This window comes from Pseudomonas sp. AC247, assembly GCF_979258015.1.
Map to the genome: position 1 here is coordinate 1,487,786 of NZ_OZ409829.1, position 18,886 is coordinate 1,506,671.

Consider the following 18,886-nt stretch of genomic DNA (forward strand, 5'->3'; position numbering starts at 1 on the left):
TATATTCCCGGCCGGACAGGACATTCCATGATGGATACTCGTGATTGCGCGTGCGGGCAAACCACCGTGCGCGATGACGCGGCGCGCTGGTTTGTGCGTTTGCAGGAGCCGGCCGTGAGTGCCGACGAGCAGCAGCGCTTCGACGCCTGGCTGAATGAGCATCCGCAGCACCGCGACGAATTTCAGTTGCTGCAGGGGCTGTGGACCGCGGCTGATTTGTTGCCGGCGCCGCGCCTCAAGGCGCTGGTTGAAACGCCGCCGCCGCGCCGCGAACGGCGGCCGTTGTTGCGTTATGCCGTGGCCGCCAGTGTGGTGGCGGTGGCACTCGGTCTCGGCTTGTTCAGCGGTTTGAATCATCCGGGCGGTTATAGCGCCGAATTCAGCACGGCGTTGGGCGAGCGCAAACACGTAGCGCTGCCGGACGGTTCGGTGATCGATCTGAACAGTCGCAGCCGCTTGCAGGTGCGCTTTGAAAAAGATCGCCGGTTGATCGAATTGAGCGAAGGCGAGGCGATGTTCAGTGTCGAGCACGATACCTCACGACCGTTCGTGGTCGAGGCCGGCAGCGGCAAGGTGACGGTCACCGGCACGCGATTCGATGTGCGTCGCGACGTCACGCAAACCCGCGTGGCGGTGGAGCAGGGCACGGTGAAAGTGCAGGGGCACAATGCGCCGGACAATGAATTCATAAGTCTGACTGCCGGCCTCGGCACTTACGTTGATGCGCAGGGCAAAGTCGCCGCAGCCTATGCGGTCAACCCAGCGGAACTGACCGCGTGGCGCAGCGGCAAACTGGTCTTCAACAATGCCAGCCTCAGCGAAGTAGCCGCCGAAGTGTCACGTTATCGCGAGAAGCCGCTGACGGTCAGCAACCCCGCCGTGGCCAGCCTGCGCCTGACCAGCGTGTTCAAATCCGATAACACCGAGGCTTTGCTCAAAGCCTTGCCGAGCATCCTGCCGGTGGCGGTTCGCACCCATGCGGACGGCAGCCAGGAAATAATTTCAAAATAAAATTCAGGTTTTTTTCGAGTTCATCGTCTTCCTGTTCAACTGCAACTGGTTTGCATTAACAGCCGCACACTCTTGCGATCCACAGGACTACGTACGACGTGAAAACCACCACTGCCCACAATAAAAAATCCCCTTGGTTACCGCTGGCCCTCGCGTTGGCGGTCAATGCGGCGATGCCGCTGGCGTTTGCTGGCGAAGCGATTCATATCCGCGCCCAGCCGTTGGGGCAGGCCCTGAGTGAGCTGGGCCAGCAAACTTCGCTGCAAGTGTTTTTCAGCCCCGATCTGGTTGCCGGCAAACAGGCCCCGGCGGTCGATGGCGACATCTCGCCGGAACAAGCGCTGCGCCAGTTGCTGCAAGGCAGCGGTCTGGATTATCAGATCAACGAAGGCTCGGTAACGCTGTCGCCCGCGACGACTTCCGCCGCCGGCAACGGCCCGCTGGAGCTGGGCGTCACCGACATCAAAGTGGTCGGCGACTGGCTCGGTGATGCCGACGCCGCCGTGGTGCAAAACCACCCCGGCGCACGCACGGTGATTCGCCGCGAAGCGATGGTCGAGCAAGGGGCGATGAACGTCAGCGACGTGCTCAAGCGTGTGCCGGGCGTGCAGGTGCAGGACAACAACGGTACCGGCGGCAGCGATATTTCCCTCAACGTCGGTGTGCGTGGCCTGACCTCGCGCCTGTCGCCGCGCTCGACTGTCTTGATCGACGGCGTGCCCGCCGCGTTCGCCCCTTACGGCCAGCCGCAACTGTCGATGGCGCCGATTTCCTCCGGTAACCTCGACAGCATCGACGTCGTCCGTGGCGCCGGTTCGGTACGTTATGGGCCGCAGAACGTTGGTGGCGTGATCAACTTCGTCACCCGCGCGATTCCGGAAAAAGCCACCGGTGAAATCGGCACCACGCTGGAAACCACCCAGTACGGCGGCTGGAAACACATCGACAGCGCGTTCCTTGGCGGCACCGCCGACAACGGCATGGGCGTGGCGCTGTTGTATTCCGGCGTCAATGGCAACGGTTACCGCGAGCGCAACAACGGCAACGACATCGACGACGTGCTGCTCAAGACCCACTGGGCGCCGACCGATCAGGACGATTTCAGCCTCAACTTCCACTACTACGACGCCAGCGCCGACATGCCCGGCGGTCTGACGCAAAAGCAGTACGACGACAAACCGTACGACTCGGTGCGCGACTACGACCAATTCAGCGGTCGCCGCAAAGACGTGTCGTTCAAGTGGATTCGCCAGATTGACGAGCGCACCCAGGCCGAAGTGCTGACCTACTACACCGACAGTTTTCGCGGCAGCACCATCGCCGCCCGCGACCAGAAAACCCTCAGCTCGTACCCGCGTTCCTACTACACGCTGGGCATCGAGCCACGGGTGTCGCGAGTGTTCGATGTCGGCCCGACCAGCCAGGAAGTCAGCGTCGGTTATCGCTATTTGAAAGAGGCTATGCACGAGCAGTCGAGCCGTCTGGCGCTGGTCAACAATCAGCCGGTGGTAACGCCGACGTCTGACGGTCACGTCTTCCAGGATCGTACCGGCGGCACCGAGGCTAACTCGGTCTACGTCGACAACAAGATTGACGTTGGCAACTGGACGATCACGCCCGGCATTCGCTTCGAACACATCAGCACTGACTGGCACGATCGCGCCGTGCTCGACACCGCCGGCAAACGCGTGCCGGAGAAAAACCGCAGCATCGAAAGCAATGAACCGCTGCCGGCGCTGAGCGTGATGTATCACCTGTCGGACGCCTGGAAACTGTTCGCCAACTACGAAACCTCGTTCGGCAGCCTGCAGTATTTTCAGCTGGGGCAGGGCGGTTCGGGTGACCAGACCGCCAACGGCCTGGAGCCGGAAAAGGCCAAGACCTACGAAATCGGCACGCGCTACAACGACGATGTGTGGGGCGGTGAAGTGACGCTGTTCTACATCGACTTCGATGACGAACTGCAATACATCAGCAACGACGTCGGCTGGACGAATCTCGGTGCGACAAAACACCAGGGCCTTGAAGCGTCGGTGCATTACGACATGGCGGCGCTGGATCCGCGTCTTGATGGCCTGACCGCCAACGCCGGTTTCACCTACACCCGCGCAACGTATGAAGGTGAAATTCCGGGCTTCAAGGGCCGTGATCTGCCGTTCTATTCGCGTCAGGTGGCGACGGTGGGTTTGCGTTACGACATCAACCGCTGGACCTACAACATCGACGGTTTCGCCCAGTCGAAACAGCGTTCGCCGGGTACCGGGGTGAATGCCGATGGCAGCTTCAACGGCAACTACATCACCGAAGGCACGGCGGACGGGCAGTACGGCGATATTCCCGGTTACGTGACCTGGAACGTGCGTGGCGGCTATGACTTCGGGCCGCAGGTGTCGAATTTGAAGTTGGGCGCGGGGGTGAAGAATATCTTCGACAAGCAGTACTTCACCCGTTCCAGCGATAACAATTCGGGGATGTACGTGGGGGCGCCGCGCACGTTCTTTGTGCAGGCGAGTGTTGGTTTTTAACTGATCGTTCCCACGCTCCGCGTGGGAATGCAGCCCGGGACGCTCTGCGTCCAAAAGCGGACGCGGAGCGTCCATTGAGGCATTCCCACGCAGAGCGTGGGAACGATCTCATGTAGGAGCTGCCGCAGGCTGCGATCTTTTGCTTCAGACTTTCAGGACTTTCCCGCCAATCGCGACGGCAACCAGCAGCACCGCCATCAGCCCAAAGGCAAAGCTCAAACTGCTGGCATGCGCGACAAAGCCGATCACCGCCGGCCCCGCCAGAATCCCCGCATAACCCAACGTGGTAATCGCCGGCACCGCGATGCTTTCCGGCATCACCGTCTGCTTGCCAACCGCCGTGTACAGCACCGGTACGATGTTCGAACAGCCGGCGCCGACCAGCGCATAACCGACCAGCGCCGCTTCCCAGCTCGGTGCGAACGTTGCCAGAAACAGACCCGCCGCCGCCAACAGCCCACCAAACAGAATGATCCGCGTGGCGCCGACGATCCGCACAATCCGGTCACCCATCAAGCGTCCCGCCGTCATGGTCAACGCGAATGCCGCGTAACCCAATCCGGCATAGGCCGTGTCGATCCCGCGCTCCTGCGCCAGGAACACCGCGCTCCAATCCAGCGCCGCGCCTTCGGTGAGAAAGACGATAAAGCACATCCCGCCGATGAACAGCACGATGCCGTGGGGAATGGCAAAAGCCGGGCCCGAGCTTTCACTGCCGTAGGGCAACATGTGCGGCACGCATTTGAACAGCGCGGCGATCAGCACCACGACCACCACCAGCATGGCGGTGAGCGGCGTCAAGCCAAGGCCGAGCAAGGCGCTGACGCCCGCCGCGCCGACGATTCCGCCGAGGCTGAACAAGCCGTGAAAGCCCGACATCATGTTCTTGCCGCTGGCCCGTTCGACGATCACCGCTTGCAGGTTGACCGTCGAATCCACCGTGCCGAGCCCGGCGCCGAACATGAACAGCGTGGCAATCAGCGCCGGGATCGACGACACCGTCGCCAGCAACGGCAACGCCGCGCAAATCAACAACGTGCCGCCCGTGGCCACGCGCCGACAGCCGAAACGCGTCGCGAGAATCCCCGCCAGCGGCATCGCCAGAATCGAACCGACCCCCAGGCACAACAGCAACAGACCGAGCGTGCCCTCATCCAGTCCGGCGCGCGCCTTGGCGTACGGCACCAACGGCGCCCACGCCGCGATGCCGAGCCCGGCAATGAAAAAGGCGATGCGCGTGGACATCTGTTGCAGGCGTCCGGGGACGAAGGTGTCTTGGGCGTTGAGGCTGGTCATATCAATCCTTGGCAAAAAACTTCGCGTCCCCGAAGGACAGTGATACGGCGTCGAGGTTCGATCGCCCGTCATTCGAGGAAGTACAGACGACATCCTACCTTCTCCTGTAGGAGCTGCGGCACGCTGCGATCTTTTGATCTTTGTTTTCAAGATCAGAATCAAAAGATCGCAGCGTTCCGCAGCTCCTACAGGGGAATGCGGTTTACAGTGGGTTTTTTCGGTTGCAGGGATTACGAGTGATGACGCAGTTTTATGATGCGCGGGGCAATATCTACGGTGTGGTTTCGCCGCAAGCCTTGCGCGAGGCGGGCATTGATCTGCCTGCCAGCGCTGCCGAGTGCGCATCCTTGCGCCAGTCCTGGACTGAGGCCGCTATCAAACGCTGCTGCGACTGGCCCGATGGCAAGCGCCCAGCCAACAGCAAATCCCACCGCAGCGACGGCCTGCTGATCGGCCCGTTCCAGACCTCGCCGCCGTTCGATGTGTTGATCGTCAACACCGATGGCACCCTCGCCGAGCGCAGTGGCAACGGTCTGACGATATTTTCCCAGGCGCTGACCGAGCAAGGTTTGCTGGCAGAGCAGGGCGCGTTGCTGCGCGTTCATCACGATAAAGGTGAGGCGGTGGAAACGTCGGTGAAACCTGCCGAAGTCGAAGGCGTGAAAGGCTTCTGGCTCGACCTCGGTCAAGCGGATTTTGGGCCGTGCGCGGTGGATGCGCAGAGCGTTGAAAATGTTGATTTCAATGGCCGGAAGGTCAGCAGAATTCAGCCATTGGCGGCACTTGATCCCACCTGGTCGCACAGCCAATTTGTGCGCATCGGCAATCCACATTGCGTGACGCTGCTTGGCGACAAGTCAGCCTTGCCGAGTAACGAACAAATGCGTGAATCGCCACTGAATGAAGGCCTGACACAGATCGCTTATGCCATGCCGACCGGCGCTGGCGACCCGTGTCCGGCGGGCGTCAATCTGCAATGGGCGGTGCGTGAGTCTGCGCAGCGAATCATCGCGCGGGTCTTCGAGCGTGGCGAAGGGCCGACGGCGTCATCAGGCACCAGCGCCAGTGCGGTAGCGTGTGCGGCATGGCGGGTGGGTTGGGTCGAAGCCGGAGAAGTGCAGGTGGTCATGCCCGGTGGCACGGCACCGATTCTGCTGGAAGCAATCGACGGCGAGCGGGTGCGCGTCAGGTTGTTTGGTACGGCGCGGTTGATCGGCTGAATTCACAATTGCCATCGCTGGCAAGCCAGGCTCCCACAGGGTTTTGCGGCGACCACATTATTTGTGTGCACCTCTGAACCATTGTAGGAGTGAGCCTGCTCGCGATTGCGGTGAGTCAGGCAACATATGATTTGAATGGTGGTCCGCTATCGCGAGCAGGCTCACTCCTACAGTGGATTATTGGTGTACCGGGTTTTTGTGTTCACCCCCCAAACCCTGTGGGAGCCTGGCTTGCCAGCGATGGGGCCCGCCAGGACACCTCGTCAGTGCGCCTTGAACAACGTCACCGACACCACCTGCTCACCCTGCACCTCTAGCCGCAGCAATGCGCGGGGCGACGGCTCATCCTCGAAACATTCAACAATCACCGCGTGCGCCGAACTGGCCTCCCACAGGGTTTTGCGGCGACCACATTATTTGTGTGCACCTCTGAACCATTGTAGGAGTGAGCCTGCTCGCGATGGCGGTGAGTCAGGCAACATATGATTTGAAGGGTGGTCCGCTATCGCGAGCAGGCTCACTCCTACAGTGGATTATTGGTGTACCGGGTTTTTGTGTTCACCCCCCAAACCCTGTGGGAGCCTGGCTTGCCAGCGATGGGGCCCGCCAGGACACCTCGTCAGTGCGCCTTGAACAACGTCACCGCCACCACCTGCTCACCCTGCACCTCTAGCCGCAGCAATGCGCGGGGCGACGGCTCATCCTCGAAACATTCAACATTCAACATTCACCGCGTGCGCCGAACTGGCCTCCCACAGGGTTTTGCGGCGACCACATTATTTGTGTGCACCTCTGAACCATTGTAGGAGTGAGCCTGCTCGCGATGGCGGTGAGTCAGGCAACATATGATTTGAAGGGTGGTCCGGCTCACTCCTACAGTGGATTATTGGTGTACCGGGTTTTTGTGTTCACCCCCCAAACCCTGTGGGAGCCTGGCTTGCCAGCGATGGGGCCCGCCAGGACACCGCGTCAGTGCGCCTTGAACAACGTCACCGACACCACCTGCTCACCCTGCACTTCTAGCCGCAGCAATGCGCGGGGCGACGGCTCATCCTCGAAACATTCAACAATCACCGCGTGCGCCGAACTGGCCTGCAATGCCAGCTGCCGCGCATGTTTCAACAGGCGTTTCACCGCTGCACTGACCGGCATCGGCGCGTGCCCGCCGCGCACTTGCTCACAGAATTCCAACGCGATTTCACGGGGTGTCGGTGCCGGCGGTGATGCCAACCCAGACTCGTCGAACAGCCGATTGAGTTGTTCCGCCGCACTCACCGCCCGCGCAAACCCCGCGAATGCCGAGGCCTGCAACAGCACCTCAGTCATTTCACCGGGGGCCAACCCCGAGGCCAGCCCTGTCTTAAGATGCACACTCAATGGCGGGCCGACCATGCCCGACGCCACAATGGCTGCAAACGACACCGCTTCCCGCAGGCGCGGATCGAGGCCAGGGCGCGCGTGCAAATGCCCGTAAACCACCCCAACCGCCAATTCACCCAGCGCGGGCACGGTGTGAAACAGCGCATCGAGCCGAGCGCCGCCGTCGGGTACAAGTTCGGTAAACGTCTGTCGGCCTTCGTGGTACAGCGAGGCCATGGGCGAGGGTGTGTGGTTCATTGGAAAATCCTCAAGTAATTGAGGATGGCGGCTAATCAACTACGCACGAACTTCAGCATGAAGGAGCATCCATCGCAGGGGGTTGCCGGCGTCATGGCGACGCCGGTTTCTCCACCTTAGACGAACTCCACCACCGGCATCGTCCGTTTCATCAGCACTTTGCCGGCGCGAATCGAGTACAGCGGCAAACCCTGGCTGCGGATTAGCTCATAATCACTGTCCGCCGACAGAATCAGCAGGTTCGCCGGGCGCCCCTGTTCCAGCCCATAGCGCTCGCCCAGATGCATCGCTTTGGCGCTGTTGTCAGTGACCAAGTCCAGCGCACTTTGCAGATTGCGATAACCGAGCATGTGGCAGATGTGCAGACCCGCCTCAAGCACTCGGAGGATGTTGCCGTTGCCCAGCGGATACCACGGATCAACGATGGAATCCTGGCCGAAACACACGTTCATCCCGGCTTCGAGCAACTCGTTCACGCGGGTCACGCCACGGCGTTTCGGGAAGTTGTCGAAGCGGCCTTGCAGGTGAATGCTTTCGGTCGGGCAGGAGACAAAACTGATCCCGGAATGCCCGAGCAAGCGGAACAGTTTCGCGCAGTAGGCGTTGTCGTAGGAGCCCATCGCCGTGGTGTGGCTGGCGGTGACGAGGGCGCCCATGTCACGACTGCGCGCTTCCTCGGCGAGCACTTCGAGAAAGCGCGAATGCGGGTCGTCGGTCTCGTCGCAATGCACGTCGACCAAGCAACCGGTGCGCTCGGCCAGATCCATCAGAAACTTCACTGAACTGACGCCTTGATCGCGGGTGTATTCGAAATGCGGAATGCCGCCAACCACGTCAGCACCCATGCGAATCGACTCTTCCATCAACTCGCGGCCATTGCGGAACGACTCGATGCCTTCCTGTGGGAACGCGACGATTTGCAGGTCGATCAGGTGACGGCTTTCTTCGCGCACTTCGAGCATGGCTTTCAGTGCGGTGAGTTGTGGATCGGTGACGTCGACGTGGGTGCGCACGTGCTGAATACCGTGCGCGGCGAGGGTCTGGATGGTTTTCTTTGCGCGGGTCTTGGTGTCTTCTTCGGTGATGGTGACCTTGCGCTCGCCCCAGCATTCGATGCCTTCGAACAGCGTGCCGCTCATGTTCCAGCGCGGTTCGCCAGCGGTGAGGGTGGCGTCGAGGTGAATGTGCGGCTCGACGAAGGGCGGCACCACCAGATTGCCGCCGGCGTCGAGGTCGTCGGGGCCCAGTGTCGGCGCTTCGGTCTGCCGGGCGATGCTGCGAATCAGGCCGTCTTCAAGGTGCAATTCGTGCAAACCTTCCTGGTTGCGCAAACGGGCGTTGATGATGTGCATCAGGCGAATCCTTTTTTATAAGTCTTGTAGTGGCGCGGCTGCGCTGCGAGCGCCGAGCGCGCCGGTGACGATGACATACGTTAGCGCGGCAGCGGCGATCCCTACCAGCGGCGCGACCCACGGCGAACTGAACGCGGCGACGGTACCGACCGCGTAAGCCCCCAGGCCCGGCCAGTTGAACGCTGGCAGCCGTGCGTCGGCCAGGCGCGGATAACGCCCGCGCCAGCGGTAGAAAAAGTCGGCCATGATCACCCCGCCAATCGGCGGGATCACTGTGCCGAGCAGAATCAGGTACGGCACCAGCATGTCGTACATGCCGAGCAGCGCGAGCAGGGTGCCGATCACCGCGCCGGCCAGGGTCACGGTCTTGCGCCGACCGGTGCGCAGCAGGTTGCAACCGGCGACGGCGAAGTTGTAGATGGTGTTGTCCTGAGTGCTCCAGATGTTCAGCAACAGCATGGCCATCGCGGCCATGGCGAAACCTTGCAGGAGCAGCACTTCAACCACGTCGGGTTGTTGATAGACGATGGCGCCGTACGCGCCGATCAGCACCATCAAACCGTTGCCGATGAAAAAACCGATCAGGCTGGCCAGCACCGCGACACGCGCTGAGCGCGAGAAGCGCGTCCAGTTGGTCGCCTGAGTTGCGCCGCTGACGAAGGTGCCGAATACCAGAGTAATCGCCGTCGACCAGTCCAGCGAACCGCTCGGTACGACGCTGAGCAAACCCTCGAAGCCGCCGACTTTCACTGTCGCCACCCACATCGACAGCATCAGCAGCAACATCATCGCCGGCACCGCGATGTACGACAGAATCTCCAGCCCACGATAACCGACGTAAGCCGTGGCACAGAACACCAGACCGAACAGCACCATCAGCCCGAGCACGGTGCCCTCATCGAGCTCGAAGTATTTGCCGAGCACCACCGCAGCGGTCGCGGTGCCCCAGGCGTACCAGCCGATCTGGGTGAAACCGAGGATCAAGTCACTGAGTTTGCTGCCGACTTCGCCGAAGCAAAAACGCCCCATCAACACCGAATTGAGGCCGCTTTTGAAGGCGATGTAACCCAAACCTGCGGCATACAACCCAAGCAGCAGGTTGCCGACGATGATCACCGCCATCATCTCGCCGAAACTGAACGCCACGCCGAGCTTGCCGCCGGCAAACATGGTCGCGGTGAAAAACGTGAAGCCCAGTAACACCATCGCCGTAGAGGCCAGGCCTTTACGCGCATGCATCGGTACTTCGCTGAGGGGGTAATCGTTGCCGGGGGCGTGCTGCGTCATGGGGCGGTCCTTGCTGAAAAGGGAAGACGCGGGGGAGGGTTGCAGTGGTCGTGCCAAATGCCGGGTGGCGCGGGTTATGTATAGACGAGACACGCCAGTCGGCGCGAAAACAGTGCACCCGAACACCCCCAAGCCCAATGTAGGAGCTGCCGCAGGCTGCGATCTTTTGATTTTGTTTTTTGCTCGTTCCCACGCTCTGCGTGGGAATGCAGCCCGGGACGCTCCGCGTCCCACCCAAAGCCGAACGCGGAGCGTCCGTTGAGGCATTCCCACGCAGAGCGTGGGAACGATCAAGGTCAGAGAAAGCGCAGCAGGGCGGCGACGATGGCCTCGGGAGCGTCTTCCTGGACGAGGTGGCCGGCGTTGGGAATCGGGTGGAATTGTGATCCCGGGATCATTTTATGTAACGCTCGGCCACGCTCGATGGGAATCCACTGATCCTGCTCACCCCAGAGAATCTGTACCGGGCAGCGGATGCTCGGATACAAGTTTTCTGCTTCACGGGTATAGCGCTCGTCCATCTGCGCAATCTGCCGATAGAACGCCGCTTGCCCCGGATCGCCGAGCCATGGCTCAACGTAGGGTGCGAGTTCGTCGTCAGGAATCGCCCGGTGAATCGCCCCGCGAATGTAGGTCGGCACGATGGCGCGCTGGATGTAATCGGGCAGGCCGCTGAATGCCGCTTCATGCAGGCGGACATGCTGCACGAACGGCGACCCCCACGGCGTCAGCGCCACCGGATCGATCAGCGTCAGGCTGCGGTAATCCTTGCCGTTGAGCAGGTGCGTGCGCAGCGCCGTGGCACCGCCAAAGTCGTGAGCAACGACGTCGGGGTTTTGAATAGCCCAGTGATCGAGTAACTGCGCCAACAATTGATTTTGTACGCCAAGGGAGACATCGGCGTCGGGTTTTGCAGAGCGCCCATAACCGAGCAGATCGAAGCAGTGCACACGATGCGTGGCGAAAAAGAAGGGCGCGATGCGATGCCACACACAGGACGAGAAGGGCGTGCCATGCACGAACACCAGCGGCGGGCCGTCGCCACGGACCGCATGCCACACCGGCTGACCGTTGAAGTCGAAGACTTGATCCAGCAATCCGTTCGTCATGGGGCTGTCCTCCTCGCGTTTTTCAGCCACTAGCATAATCAATCAAGGCTGGCGTGTTGAAGTTTTATCAAGTGTTGGATGTCAGGTCACGCAAGTTCATTGTTCAGTAGTGTTTGTCTGGAAATGTTCATTGTTCATTGAATATGTCAGTAATGATCTGTGATGTATTGTTTTTGCTGTTTTTGCTCAGGCTGAGTAGTTTTGTTTTAGTTCTGCATTTGCCGTGTCGGTCTCGTTGCCAGTAGGTGGCGACAAATCGTGGGTCAATGTTTTCTTGTTTCATATTAAATGGATTTATTGAAAATGGCTTTAGAGCAGTTCGTTAACAGTGAACATCAGGAATGGCACACCTTTGTTGATCCTGTGGGATTTAAAGCAGTTCTGTCAGCCTTTCACGGTACCGAGCAATACGAGGCGGCGCTTCGGTATTACGCCGCTGCGCAGGTACAGGAAACGTCAGAGGGTATGTTCCAGGTCATAAGTCTGTTGAAGGAAACACTGCAGACGTTAGGGCGAGGCTCTAACGATGAAGGCATTGGCTACTTGCGCAATAAAGTTGATGATTACCATCGGCGTCTGCAGAACACAGTGACACTTTCTGCAACAGAGGTGCCCAGCCAGATGCATTTTGTCTGGGTGGGCGGTGCCATGTTTGGCGCCAACCAGCGCGATTACTTCAACATCTGGAAAGCCCGGGCTCCCGAAGGTTTCACTTTCAATATCTGGTACGACCCGGACGCGTTGATGGCTTTCGATGTCAGTCGCACGCTCATTCAGGCGGCCAAGGCAGATGCCATGCGCTCGGGTGGCGACCAACCGATTTCCAGAGTTGCGCTCGGCCAGCTCTATGAAGAACGACTGGCCGTACTGCGGCGTCAGGCGTTTGATTTCATCCACCAGGCGCAACGGCGCGGCCTTGGTGCTGACGAGGCACGTATCGAGTTTCTGGTCGAGGCGTTTGCCCAGGATAAGTCGCAACTGCTCGCTGCGCGCAAACGGTACCTGCAAAGCCATCTGGACATGGCCGACGACCGTGTGCGATTGCGCAATGCCCGAGAGGAATTCGCATCGCATTTCCTGTGGTCTGCTTATGACCGAGAAATTTCCTTGAGGGGTAACTTTGCAGCCGCTTCTGATCTGGTGCGTTTGCAAGCTGTCTATCAGGAGGGCGGTACCTACAGCGACCTTGACTACTTACCGCCATTGGTCAGCGAAATGGGCGGAGTTGATCTTTCAACGTTAAGCCATGAGGCTCGCTCAGGTGTCCTGCAATTATTACTTGATCACAATCGGCAATTAATGCCGGGTCGCGACGCAAGTCGATACAAAAATCTGAAAAAGCATATTCCGAAAGAGTACCTCCCCCCACTTGAAGCGTTTGCAGAAAGTAACCCGCCCCTTGATCGAATTTTTGCGCCCCTCATACGCCAGGCTGCTTCTGGCGATATGTTGGGTATGGGGGCCTCTAACCCGCCAACAGGTGATGTTGCGCCGAAATTGATGAATGCGTATATCGCTGCACATCCGCGGGCGGGGATGACCAGCGCCACCCTGGAACTGATTCGTTATTACTACAATGTGATTGAAGCGGTAGAACTTCACTTGGATAAAACCGGGCGAGCGTGGAGTGATGAGAGCAGTTTTGGTGTTATTCAAAACATGTTGGGTGAGGTGGACTTTCCTTTTTCCGGAAACGTCGCGTTAAAGCAGATCTGGCAGACTTATGAAGGAAGCATCATCAGTGCCATTGACGGTTACCATCGTGATGGTGTGGTGCCTGGCGCCGGAGGCACCATCGCCTTGACCGGGCCGGGAGCGCTATTGGTGGCGTCTCGTTTATTCACGGATTATCAATACACAACCCGCGGCGCCTCAGAAATCCAGGCGTCGCAATACCTGCAAGAGGGCTATAACACCGCGACTGAGGAGGAGTTGATCAGTGGCTGGATTGAACGCGCTGACGGCAACTCTGTATGGGTGCAAAACGAACAACAAGCCTGGCGCGACGGCAAATTCAAAGCGCGTTACACCGGCAATCTGCATGAACTGCTTAAACCCGGCAATACGCTGACCTTCAAGCGCGGCTGGCCGGTGATCGAGGGCAAGCCGGTGCTGGTGACCGCGATTGTTCAACGCCTGATCGATGATCTGGGCGACCCCTTTATCCGCGCCATGACCGACAAGCTCACGGGTGACGTGGTGTTCGAGAGCAATGCCAGTCTGAGCCTCGATGAACGCCGGCAGATACTCAATCAGACGATCGACGAAATACCCCAATCCATCGGGGCGCAGCATCCGCGTAATCTCAATGAGCTGCTGGTGCACCTGGAACGTGGTTCGCTGCCGCTTGAGCAATTGAGTCCGTTGCATCGGGCTATCATCGGCGGACTGTTTGGTGCACAGACTCTGGATGCCGCAGGATTTGCCGATGCCTGGCAAGCGGCGCAAGCACTTGCCAGTGAAACCGCCGACGGTGGCGTTTTCGCGCGTTTTAAAGCGATCGAAAAAGTCTTGCTGACGCGTCAGCCGCAGGCTTTCCAGGCAGCGTTGGCGCGCCAGGCCAAGCCAGGCAACCAGAGCGCCCATGCGCTCAAGGCACTGGCGTTGACTGAACCCATGACCCTCAAGCAATGGGGCCAGCGCATTGCGCAAATCAATAGCACCGCGCAATGGGAATACCGTACGCGGATTCTTAAATATGCCGCGAGTGTCCGTGAACAGTTTTTCAGCCGTGGCGCGGTGTCTGTCCGGCAATTGCCGCAGGCGTTTCTGGTGCACTCGCCGGGTGATCCCGGCCGTCGCTGTTATCCCCTGGCATTGCTCATGGCTGCAGCATTCAGCCGTGGCGAGGGTGCCGAGCGCGCCGTTATCGGCCGGGTCGCCAATGCCAGCCTGGACGCGCACGAAGCCGATTCCCGTGCCTTGCTGTCGGCACTGGACGATCTGAGTGATGTGCGCTTGTTCGAGGTCGGCACGCTGTTGGGGCAGCACGATCTGCCAGCGATCATGCAAACCCTCGAAGCGAAAACAGACACCGCCGTTCTGTTGCTTGATACCGGTAGCCATGCGTTGCTGGTGGCCAAAGTCGTGACGGGCGACAACACCAGCTATCGCTTCTTCGAACCGAATTTTGCGGTGTATGGTTTTGCTCAGGGCGCGTTGATGCAGCAAGGTATCGAAGACCATTTGCGGCGCGACGGCGCTGAATTGGCCGGGTTGTATGGGCTGGCCGATGCGACCGACTTGCAGTTCAGGGTGGTTGAACTGAACGCCGCCGCTATCGCTGAAACAGTGCTGCCTTCAAGTCTGCAAGTCGGCAGTCTGCTGGAGAGCGCGCCGATTGCCGGTGATCAGACCGTCGGCGTGTGGGATAAACAGGCCACGCTGCGTACACGCCAGCTCTCGGAAAACGCGCGAATGGGCGAAAGCCTGTCACAACTGGATGCTCGTTACCTCACGCGTGAACTCGATCTGGCGACCACACAACTGCGTGACAAATACGCCCTGAGCGGCGAATACCTGCCTTTGCTCGAGACGGTCAAGGGCAGCGTAGCGCAGGGCTTCAGCCTGACGATGGTGGACGCGCTCAATCCCGCAAAAACGGTCCTTGTCACTACCGCCGATACGCGTTTCATCAAAATCAAAAAGCATATTCAGCAACTGGTCGATGCGGTCTCCGGCAATGCCGGCGGTCCTGGAGCGGGAGAGGGTGGCAGTCGGCTGAGTTTCGCCTTTGCGATCCAGACACTGGTGACGGAAATGCGCAGTCGCGAGTATCAGCAAAAGGCGGGTTCAGTGCCGGCATTGTCTATCGCCATGCAGGTGCAAGTTTATGTGAGTTACGCGCAACTGGCTTATGGCGTGCTGACGGATTCGGTGCAGATGATCAACCTGGTACGGCAGGTGGCGGCCAGCGAAGAGGCGTTGGTCAAACAACATGCTTCTTTGTCGGGACGGTTGCTCGGGCGGGTCTCGACCGGCGTCGGGATCGGCTTTTCGCTGGTCAACATTGGCTTCGACATCCATGGCCTGACGCTGGCAAACAATGATGAAGAGCGGTCGCGACTTACCACCCAGCTGGTGTTCAACGTGGCGGCGCTAGGACTTGACTTGACCGCATTGGCGGTTGGCGGGACGGTGGGTACGGTGGCGTCGTTTCTGGCAGTGCCGTTGCTGGGGCTCGGCATCGGCTTTACAGCGATTGCCAGCAACCTGGGGCAGATCAGCGACAAGGCCCGGGCCGTTGGCCGGCACCTGTTCATGATTCACGAAGCCTATGGGCAGGAGGGTGTCGAATGTCAGGACGGGGTATTGAGGTTTGCGGTTGAAGCGGTCATCACCGAGCTGGATTTACAGGCGCGCCGGGTAAGGTTCGACAGTCAGAAGTTTTTCCCAGCGAATTTCTCGACGCTGGGGCTGCCTGATTACAGCGCGAAACCGGAGGACATGCACCGGGCCATCAATATTCGCGAGGCGCTTGGCCGCGCGGACAGCTTCGAATTTGCCGGCAACAGTGAGCGGCAAATCCACGCCGTCGTGCTGCCCTGCACACCGCTTTGTTACTACGGTTATGAATACCAGTTAGGGTCATCCGGGCATGGGCCGGACGAGGATCTTTTCTTGCGTCTGCGAACCTACCAGACGGTCTACGAGGGCAGGCCCGCGTACAAGGGTGGCATCGAGGCGATCAGCACCTCGTTTCCGAACATTCTCGATGACTGGAAGCAGACGCTGGAATTTGCCTGGCCTGACCCGGATCAGCGGTTCAAGTTTTTCTCCACGCCCTCACTGCCGCACATCCTTTACAAACTGCTCCCCGTCAACAAGCCGACCGCCATCACGGTGAAGCTCGATGAACAGGCCCGGCAGTTGCTTATTCCCGAATTGCCGAAGGAATGGCATCAGCTCATCAGTTACGACATCACCGGCCAATCCGGGGTCTATCAGCTCGGACTGACCCCGGGGATCGTCGCGGTACGCTTGGCGAAGTACGAGCCCTTCAATGATGTGAGCTGGTTGATCAGTGCCCCTTGGGCGAGTGAAAAACAGGTCGGATTCGAGGGCGATGATCTGCTCGTCGACGGAGTCAGAATCACTGGCTTCAAAGGTTTCCTCCAGCTCAAGGGGGGCGAACGCTTTCAGTTTGATCGTGAGAAAAACACTTGGCAGTTATTGTCTGTCACGCTGAACAAGCGCACGGCTGACAGCAGCGATGAACCGGTCGACATGGCCCTGGTGTTGACGCGCCTGCGTGCGCTTGCGCAGGCCAACCGGCTGGCAAACGATTACGTGGCGCTGCATCACTTCATTGTCCCCTTCAACCGTGAATCCGATGTGCACTACACCACCGGTTATTACGACGTGGCCGAGAACCGAGTGCTGTACGTGCGCAACCTTCCGGCCTCGTTGCTTGAGGGCGTTGTATTGGGCGCGGTCTCGGGTCAGCAGGCGTGGTTCTATCACCCCGCGCACGCAACGGTATGGCGCGTCGACGTCAGCACCGGTCTCATCAGGCACGCCTATCGTCTGCTGAGTCCGCGGAAAGGTTCGACCATCATCGGCTGTGAGTTGACCGCTGATGGAAAGCTGCGCGTCGTCCAGGAAAAAACCAGGGATGAGACCACCCGCTACACCCTGGAATATCTGATCTCTGCCAATACGATCACCTTCTTTCATATCAACGCTTATGAAAGTCATTGGAATGAAGCGGTCGGCATGCAGGCGTACTGGAAGGCACCGTTGGATCGATTCCGCCAACCTGACCCGCAACTGGATGAAATTATCGCTGTGGATATACCGATGAGTACCTGGACCTCCGCGCCGTTTGTGGGGCTGCGTGGGTATGCCGACAACACGGCGATCCTGTCGGGCTGGCTGCGTTTGAGTGACGACAGGTTCTATGTGAATGACGATCAGCTCGCTCAGGAACCGGTGCAGCGAATCATGCTGATGTGGGACGAGTCGGCCAGTGACGCGATGCTGATCTACGATGTGACCCACAAGCAACTGCTACGGGTTTTTTCCAATCCTTCAGGCTATGACACCGCACTGGATGAAGTCATCGAAAGCAACGTGACAGAGCTGACTCATTCGGCAGGACGCTACATCCTGACGAAAGCCGATGGCCAACTGTTCGAGGTCGATAAAAATGCCGTGCTGACCTTTATTGGCGTCGGCAAGCGCTGGCTCGAACAACACACGGACTGGCTGGGGGCACTGCCTGCGCTGGTCGAGCAGCATGGCAAGCAACCCATTCCCGTGATTGGCCTGGCGGGTTTCAGCCATGGCACGTTGCTCGCGGCCTGGTGTGTCGACAGTCAACTGTTAGTGAGCCAGGTCAGCCCCGGCAAAGAACTGGCGTTGCTCAGTCTGACCCCGGATGGCCAGGCGGCATGGTTACTGGATATCGAGGCAGGGCAACTCTATCGTCAGGCGACAGGTTCGTTAAAAGATCTGCGAGAGGTGTTTGCCACTGGCACACGACTGCTGTCGCCGGAACGACTGCCAGCGGCAGAAAAAGTCTGGTCCGAGTGGGCGTTTGTCGAGGTGGTCGCTGACGGCCAGGGGTTGCGGGGGCGAACGCGTGAAGGCGTGAACCTGGAGCTATTGGATCGACAACCTGCACGCATCGTCAGTGTGGAAAATCAATGGTCTCAAGCCAGAGACTCCGGTTTGTCGTTGCGCGAACGTCTGAAGGCTCTGCTGGCAGGCCATGCTCACGCGCCGATATTGCCGGTTGAAAGCAGCGGCGGGCGCTACACCTACTACGTTGCGGATCAGGATCATTTGTATGAGGTCAGCGCACGACCCGACGGGCAGTGGTCAGCGCTGTTGGGTGTCAAGAAACAGCAGGAAACGCTGCTGTTCGACCCGCGGGACAATCTGGTTTTCAATCGCGGATCAAGGGATTACATCTGGCTCACCGACAGCCATGCCGGCCGCGTGGGCGAGGTGCTCACGCTGGACAGCTCCGTAGAGATCAGTGACTTGCAGCCCTTGTTGCTCGACGGTGTCGAGACGCTGATCCTTGCTTTCGGCTCGTTGACGCAGACGAGCCGCGTGTCGCAAGAGGCCTGGCAGCGACTGGAGTGTATTGTGCTGGATCGTCGGCGTGCGGCTGAAGACGGGGTATCGGTCGAGCACACATTGGTGTTGGAGATGGCCGGCAACGAGCGACTGCTGTTGTCCGAAGCGCAAGGGCACTTGATGCTGATCGATCCGGACAATGCGCATACCCTGATCGTGCGCGACGTCGAGCCGCAGGATCAAGAATCGCGTGTACCGATGTTCTTGCGTATGGTCATCGAAGGGCAGGAGCAGCGTTTGAATGTCGAGCAACTCATGACGGCCCTGCGGCGAACGCAGGAAGCAGGGGCGACCCTCGAGTTGAAGACGGTGATCGACGCACTCAGCGCATGAACGCTGTGAGCGGATAAAAAAAGGGTCGTGAGCAATGCAGCTCACGACCC

9 protein-coding genes are annotated in these 18,886 nt (G+C 59.5%); 4 read left to right on the forward strand and 5 right to left on the reverse strand.

Translation table 11 applies throughout. From position 1 onward, the window contains the following. The first annotated feature begins 27 nt into the window (after positions 1–27). Positions 28–1,011: a FecR family protein gene (locus tag ACZZ0B_RS06930; RefSeq protein ID WP_463544696.1), complete on the forward strand. Its 984-nt coding sequence runs from the start codon at positions 28–30 to the stop codon at positions 1,009–1,011. Positions 1,012–1,109: 98 nt separating this feature from the next. After that, the gene (locus tag ACZZ0B_RS06935) at positions 1,110–3,536 is read left to right on the forward strand and encodes a TonB-dependent siderophore receptor (protein ID WP_463544697.1); all 2,427 of its coding nucleotides are present in this window, start codon (positions 1,110–1,112) and stop codon (positions 3,534–3,536) included. Between the two features lie 144 nt (positions 3,537–3,680). On the opposite strand, the gene ACZZ0B_RS06940 is transcribed toward ACZZ0B_RS06935, so the two are convergent. Further along, positions 3,681–4,832 carry an MFS transporter gene (locus tag ACZZ0B_RS06940; protein WP_008085394.1) on the reverse strand — a complete coding sequence of 384 codons (1,152 nt, stop codon included), beginning with the start codon at positions 4,830–4,832 and terminating at the stop codon, positions 3,681–3,683. 239 nt (positions 4,833–5,071) lie between these two features. Between ACZZ0B_RS06940 and ACZZ0B_RS06945 the strand changes: the two genes are divergently transcribed. Continuing rightward, a complete protein-coding gene (locus ACZZ0B_RS06945) occupies positions 5,072–6,052 on the forward strand; it encodes a diaminopimelate epimerase (RefSeq protein WP_463544698.1) in 981 nt (326 codons plus the stop codon). Positions 6,053–7,021: 969 nt separating this feature from the next. Here ACZZ0B_RS06945 and ACZZ0B_RS06950 read toward each other — a convergent pair. The 4 genes from ACZZ0B_RS06950 to ACZZ0B_RS06965 all read right to left on the reverse strand — a co-directional run bounded on the left by ACZZ0B_RS06950 (position 7,022) and on the right by ACZZ0B_RS06965 (position 11,417). Further along, positions 7,022–7,669: a carboxymuconolactone decarboxylase family protein gene (locus tag ACZZ0B_RS06950; RefSeq protein ID WP_008085400.1), complete on the reverse strand. Its 648-nt coding sequence runs from the start codon at positions 7,667–7,669 to the stop codon at positions 7,022–7,024. A gap of 116 nt (positions 7,670–7,785) precedes the next feature. Further along, entirely contained in the window at positions 7,786–9,021 is a 1,236-nt protein-coding gene (codA, locus tag ACZZ0B_RS06955) for a cytosine deaminase (RefSeq protein ID WP_463544699.1), read from the reverse strand. A gap of 15 nt (positions 9,022–9,036) precedes the next feature. Then, positions 9,037–10,308 carry a cytosine permease gene (codB, locus tag ACZZ0B_RS06960; protein WP_008085403.1) on the reverse strand — a complete coding sequence of 424 codons (1,272 nt, stop codon included), beginning with the start codon at positions 10,306–10,308 and terminating at the stop codon, positions 9,037–9,039. A gap of 296 nt (positions 10,309–10,604) precedes the next feature. Further along, on the reverse strand, positions 10,605–11,417 hold the full coding sequence (locus ACZZ0B_RS06965) for an alpha/beta fold hydrolase (protein WP_463544700.1): 813 nt from the start codon (positions 11,415–11,417) through the stop codon (positions 10,605–10,607). 288 nt (positions 11,418–11,705) lie between these two features. Here ACZZ0B_RS06965 and ACZZ0B_RS06970 point away from each other — a divergent pair, with 288 nt between their 5' ends. Then, positions 11,706–18,836 (forward strand): TcdA/TcdB pore-forming domain-containing protein, encoded by a 7,131-nt coding sequence (locus tag ACZZ0B_RS06970; protein WP_463544701.1) that lies wholly within the window; start codon positions 11,706–11,708, stop codon positions 18,834–18,836. Positions 18,837–18,886: the final 50 nt, after the last annotated feature.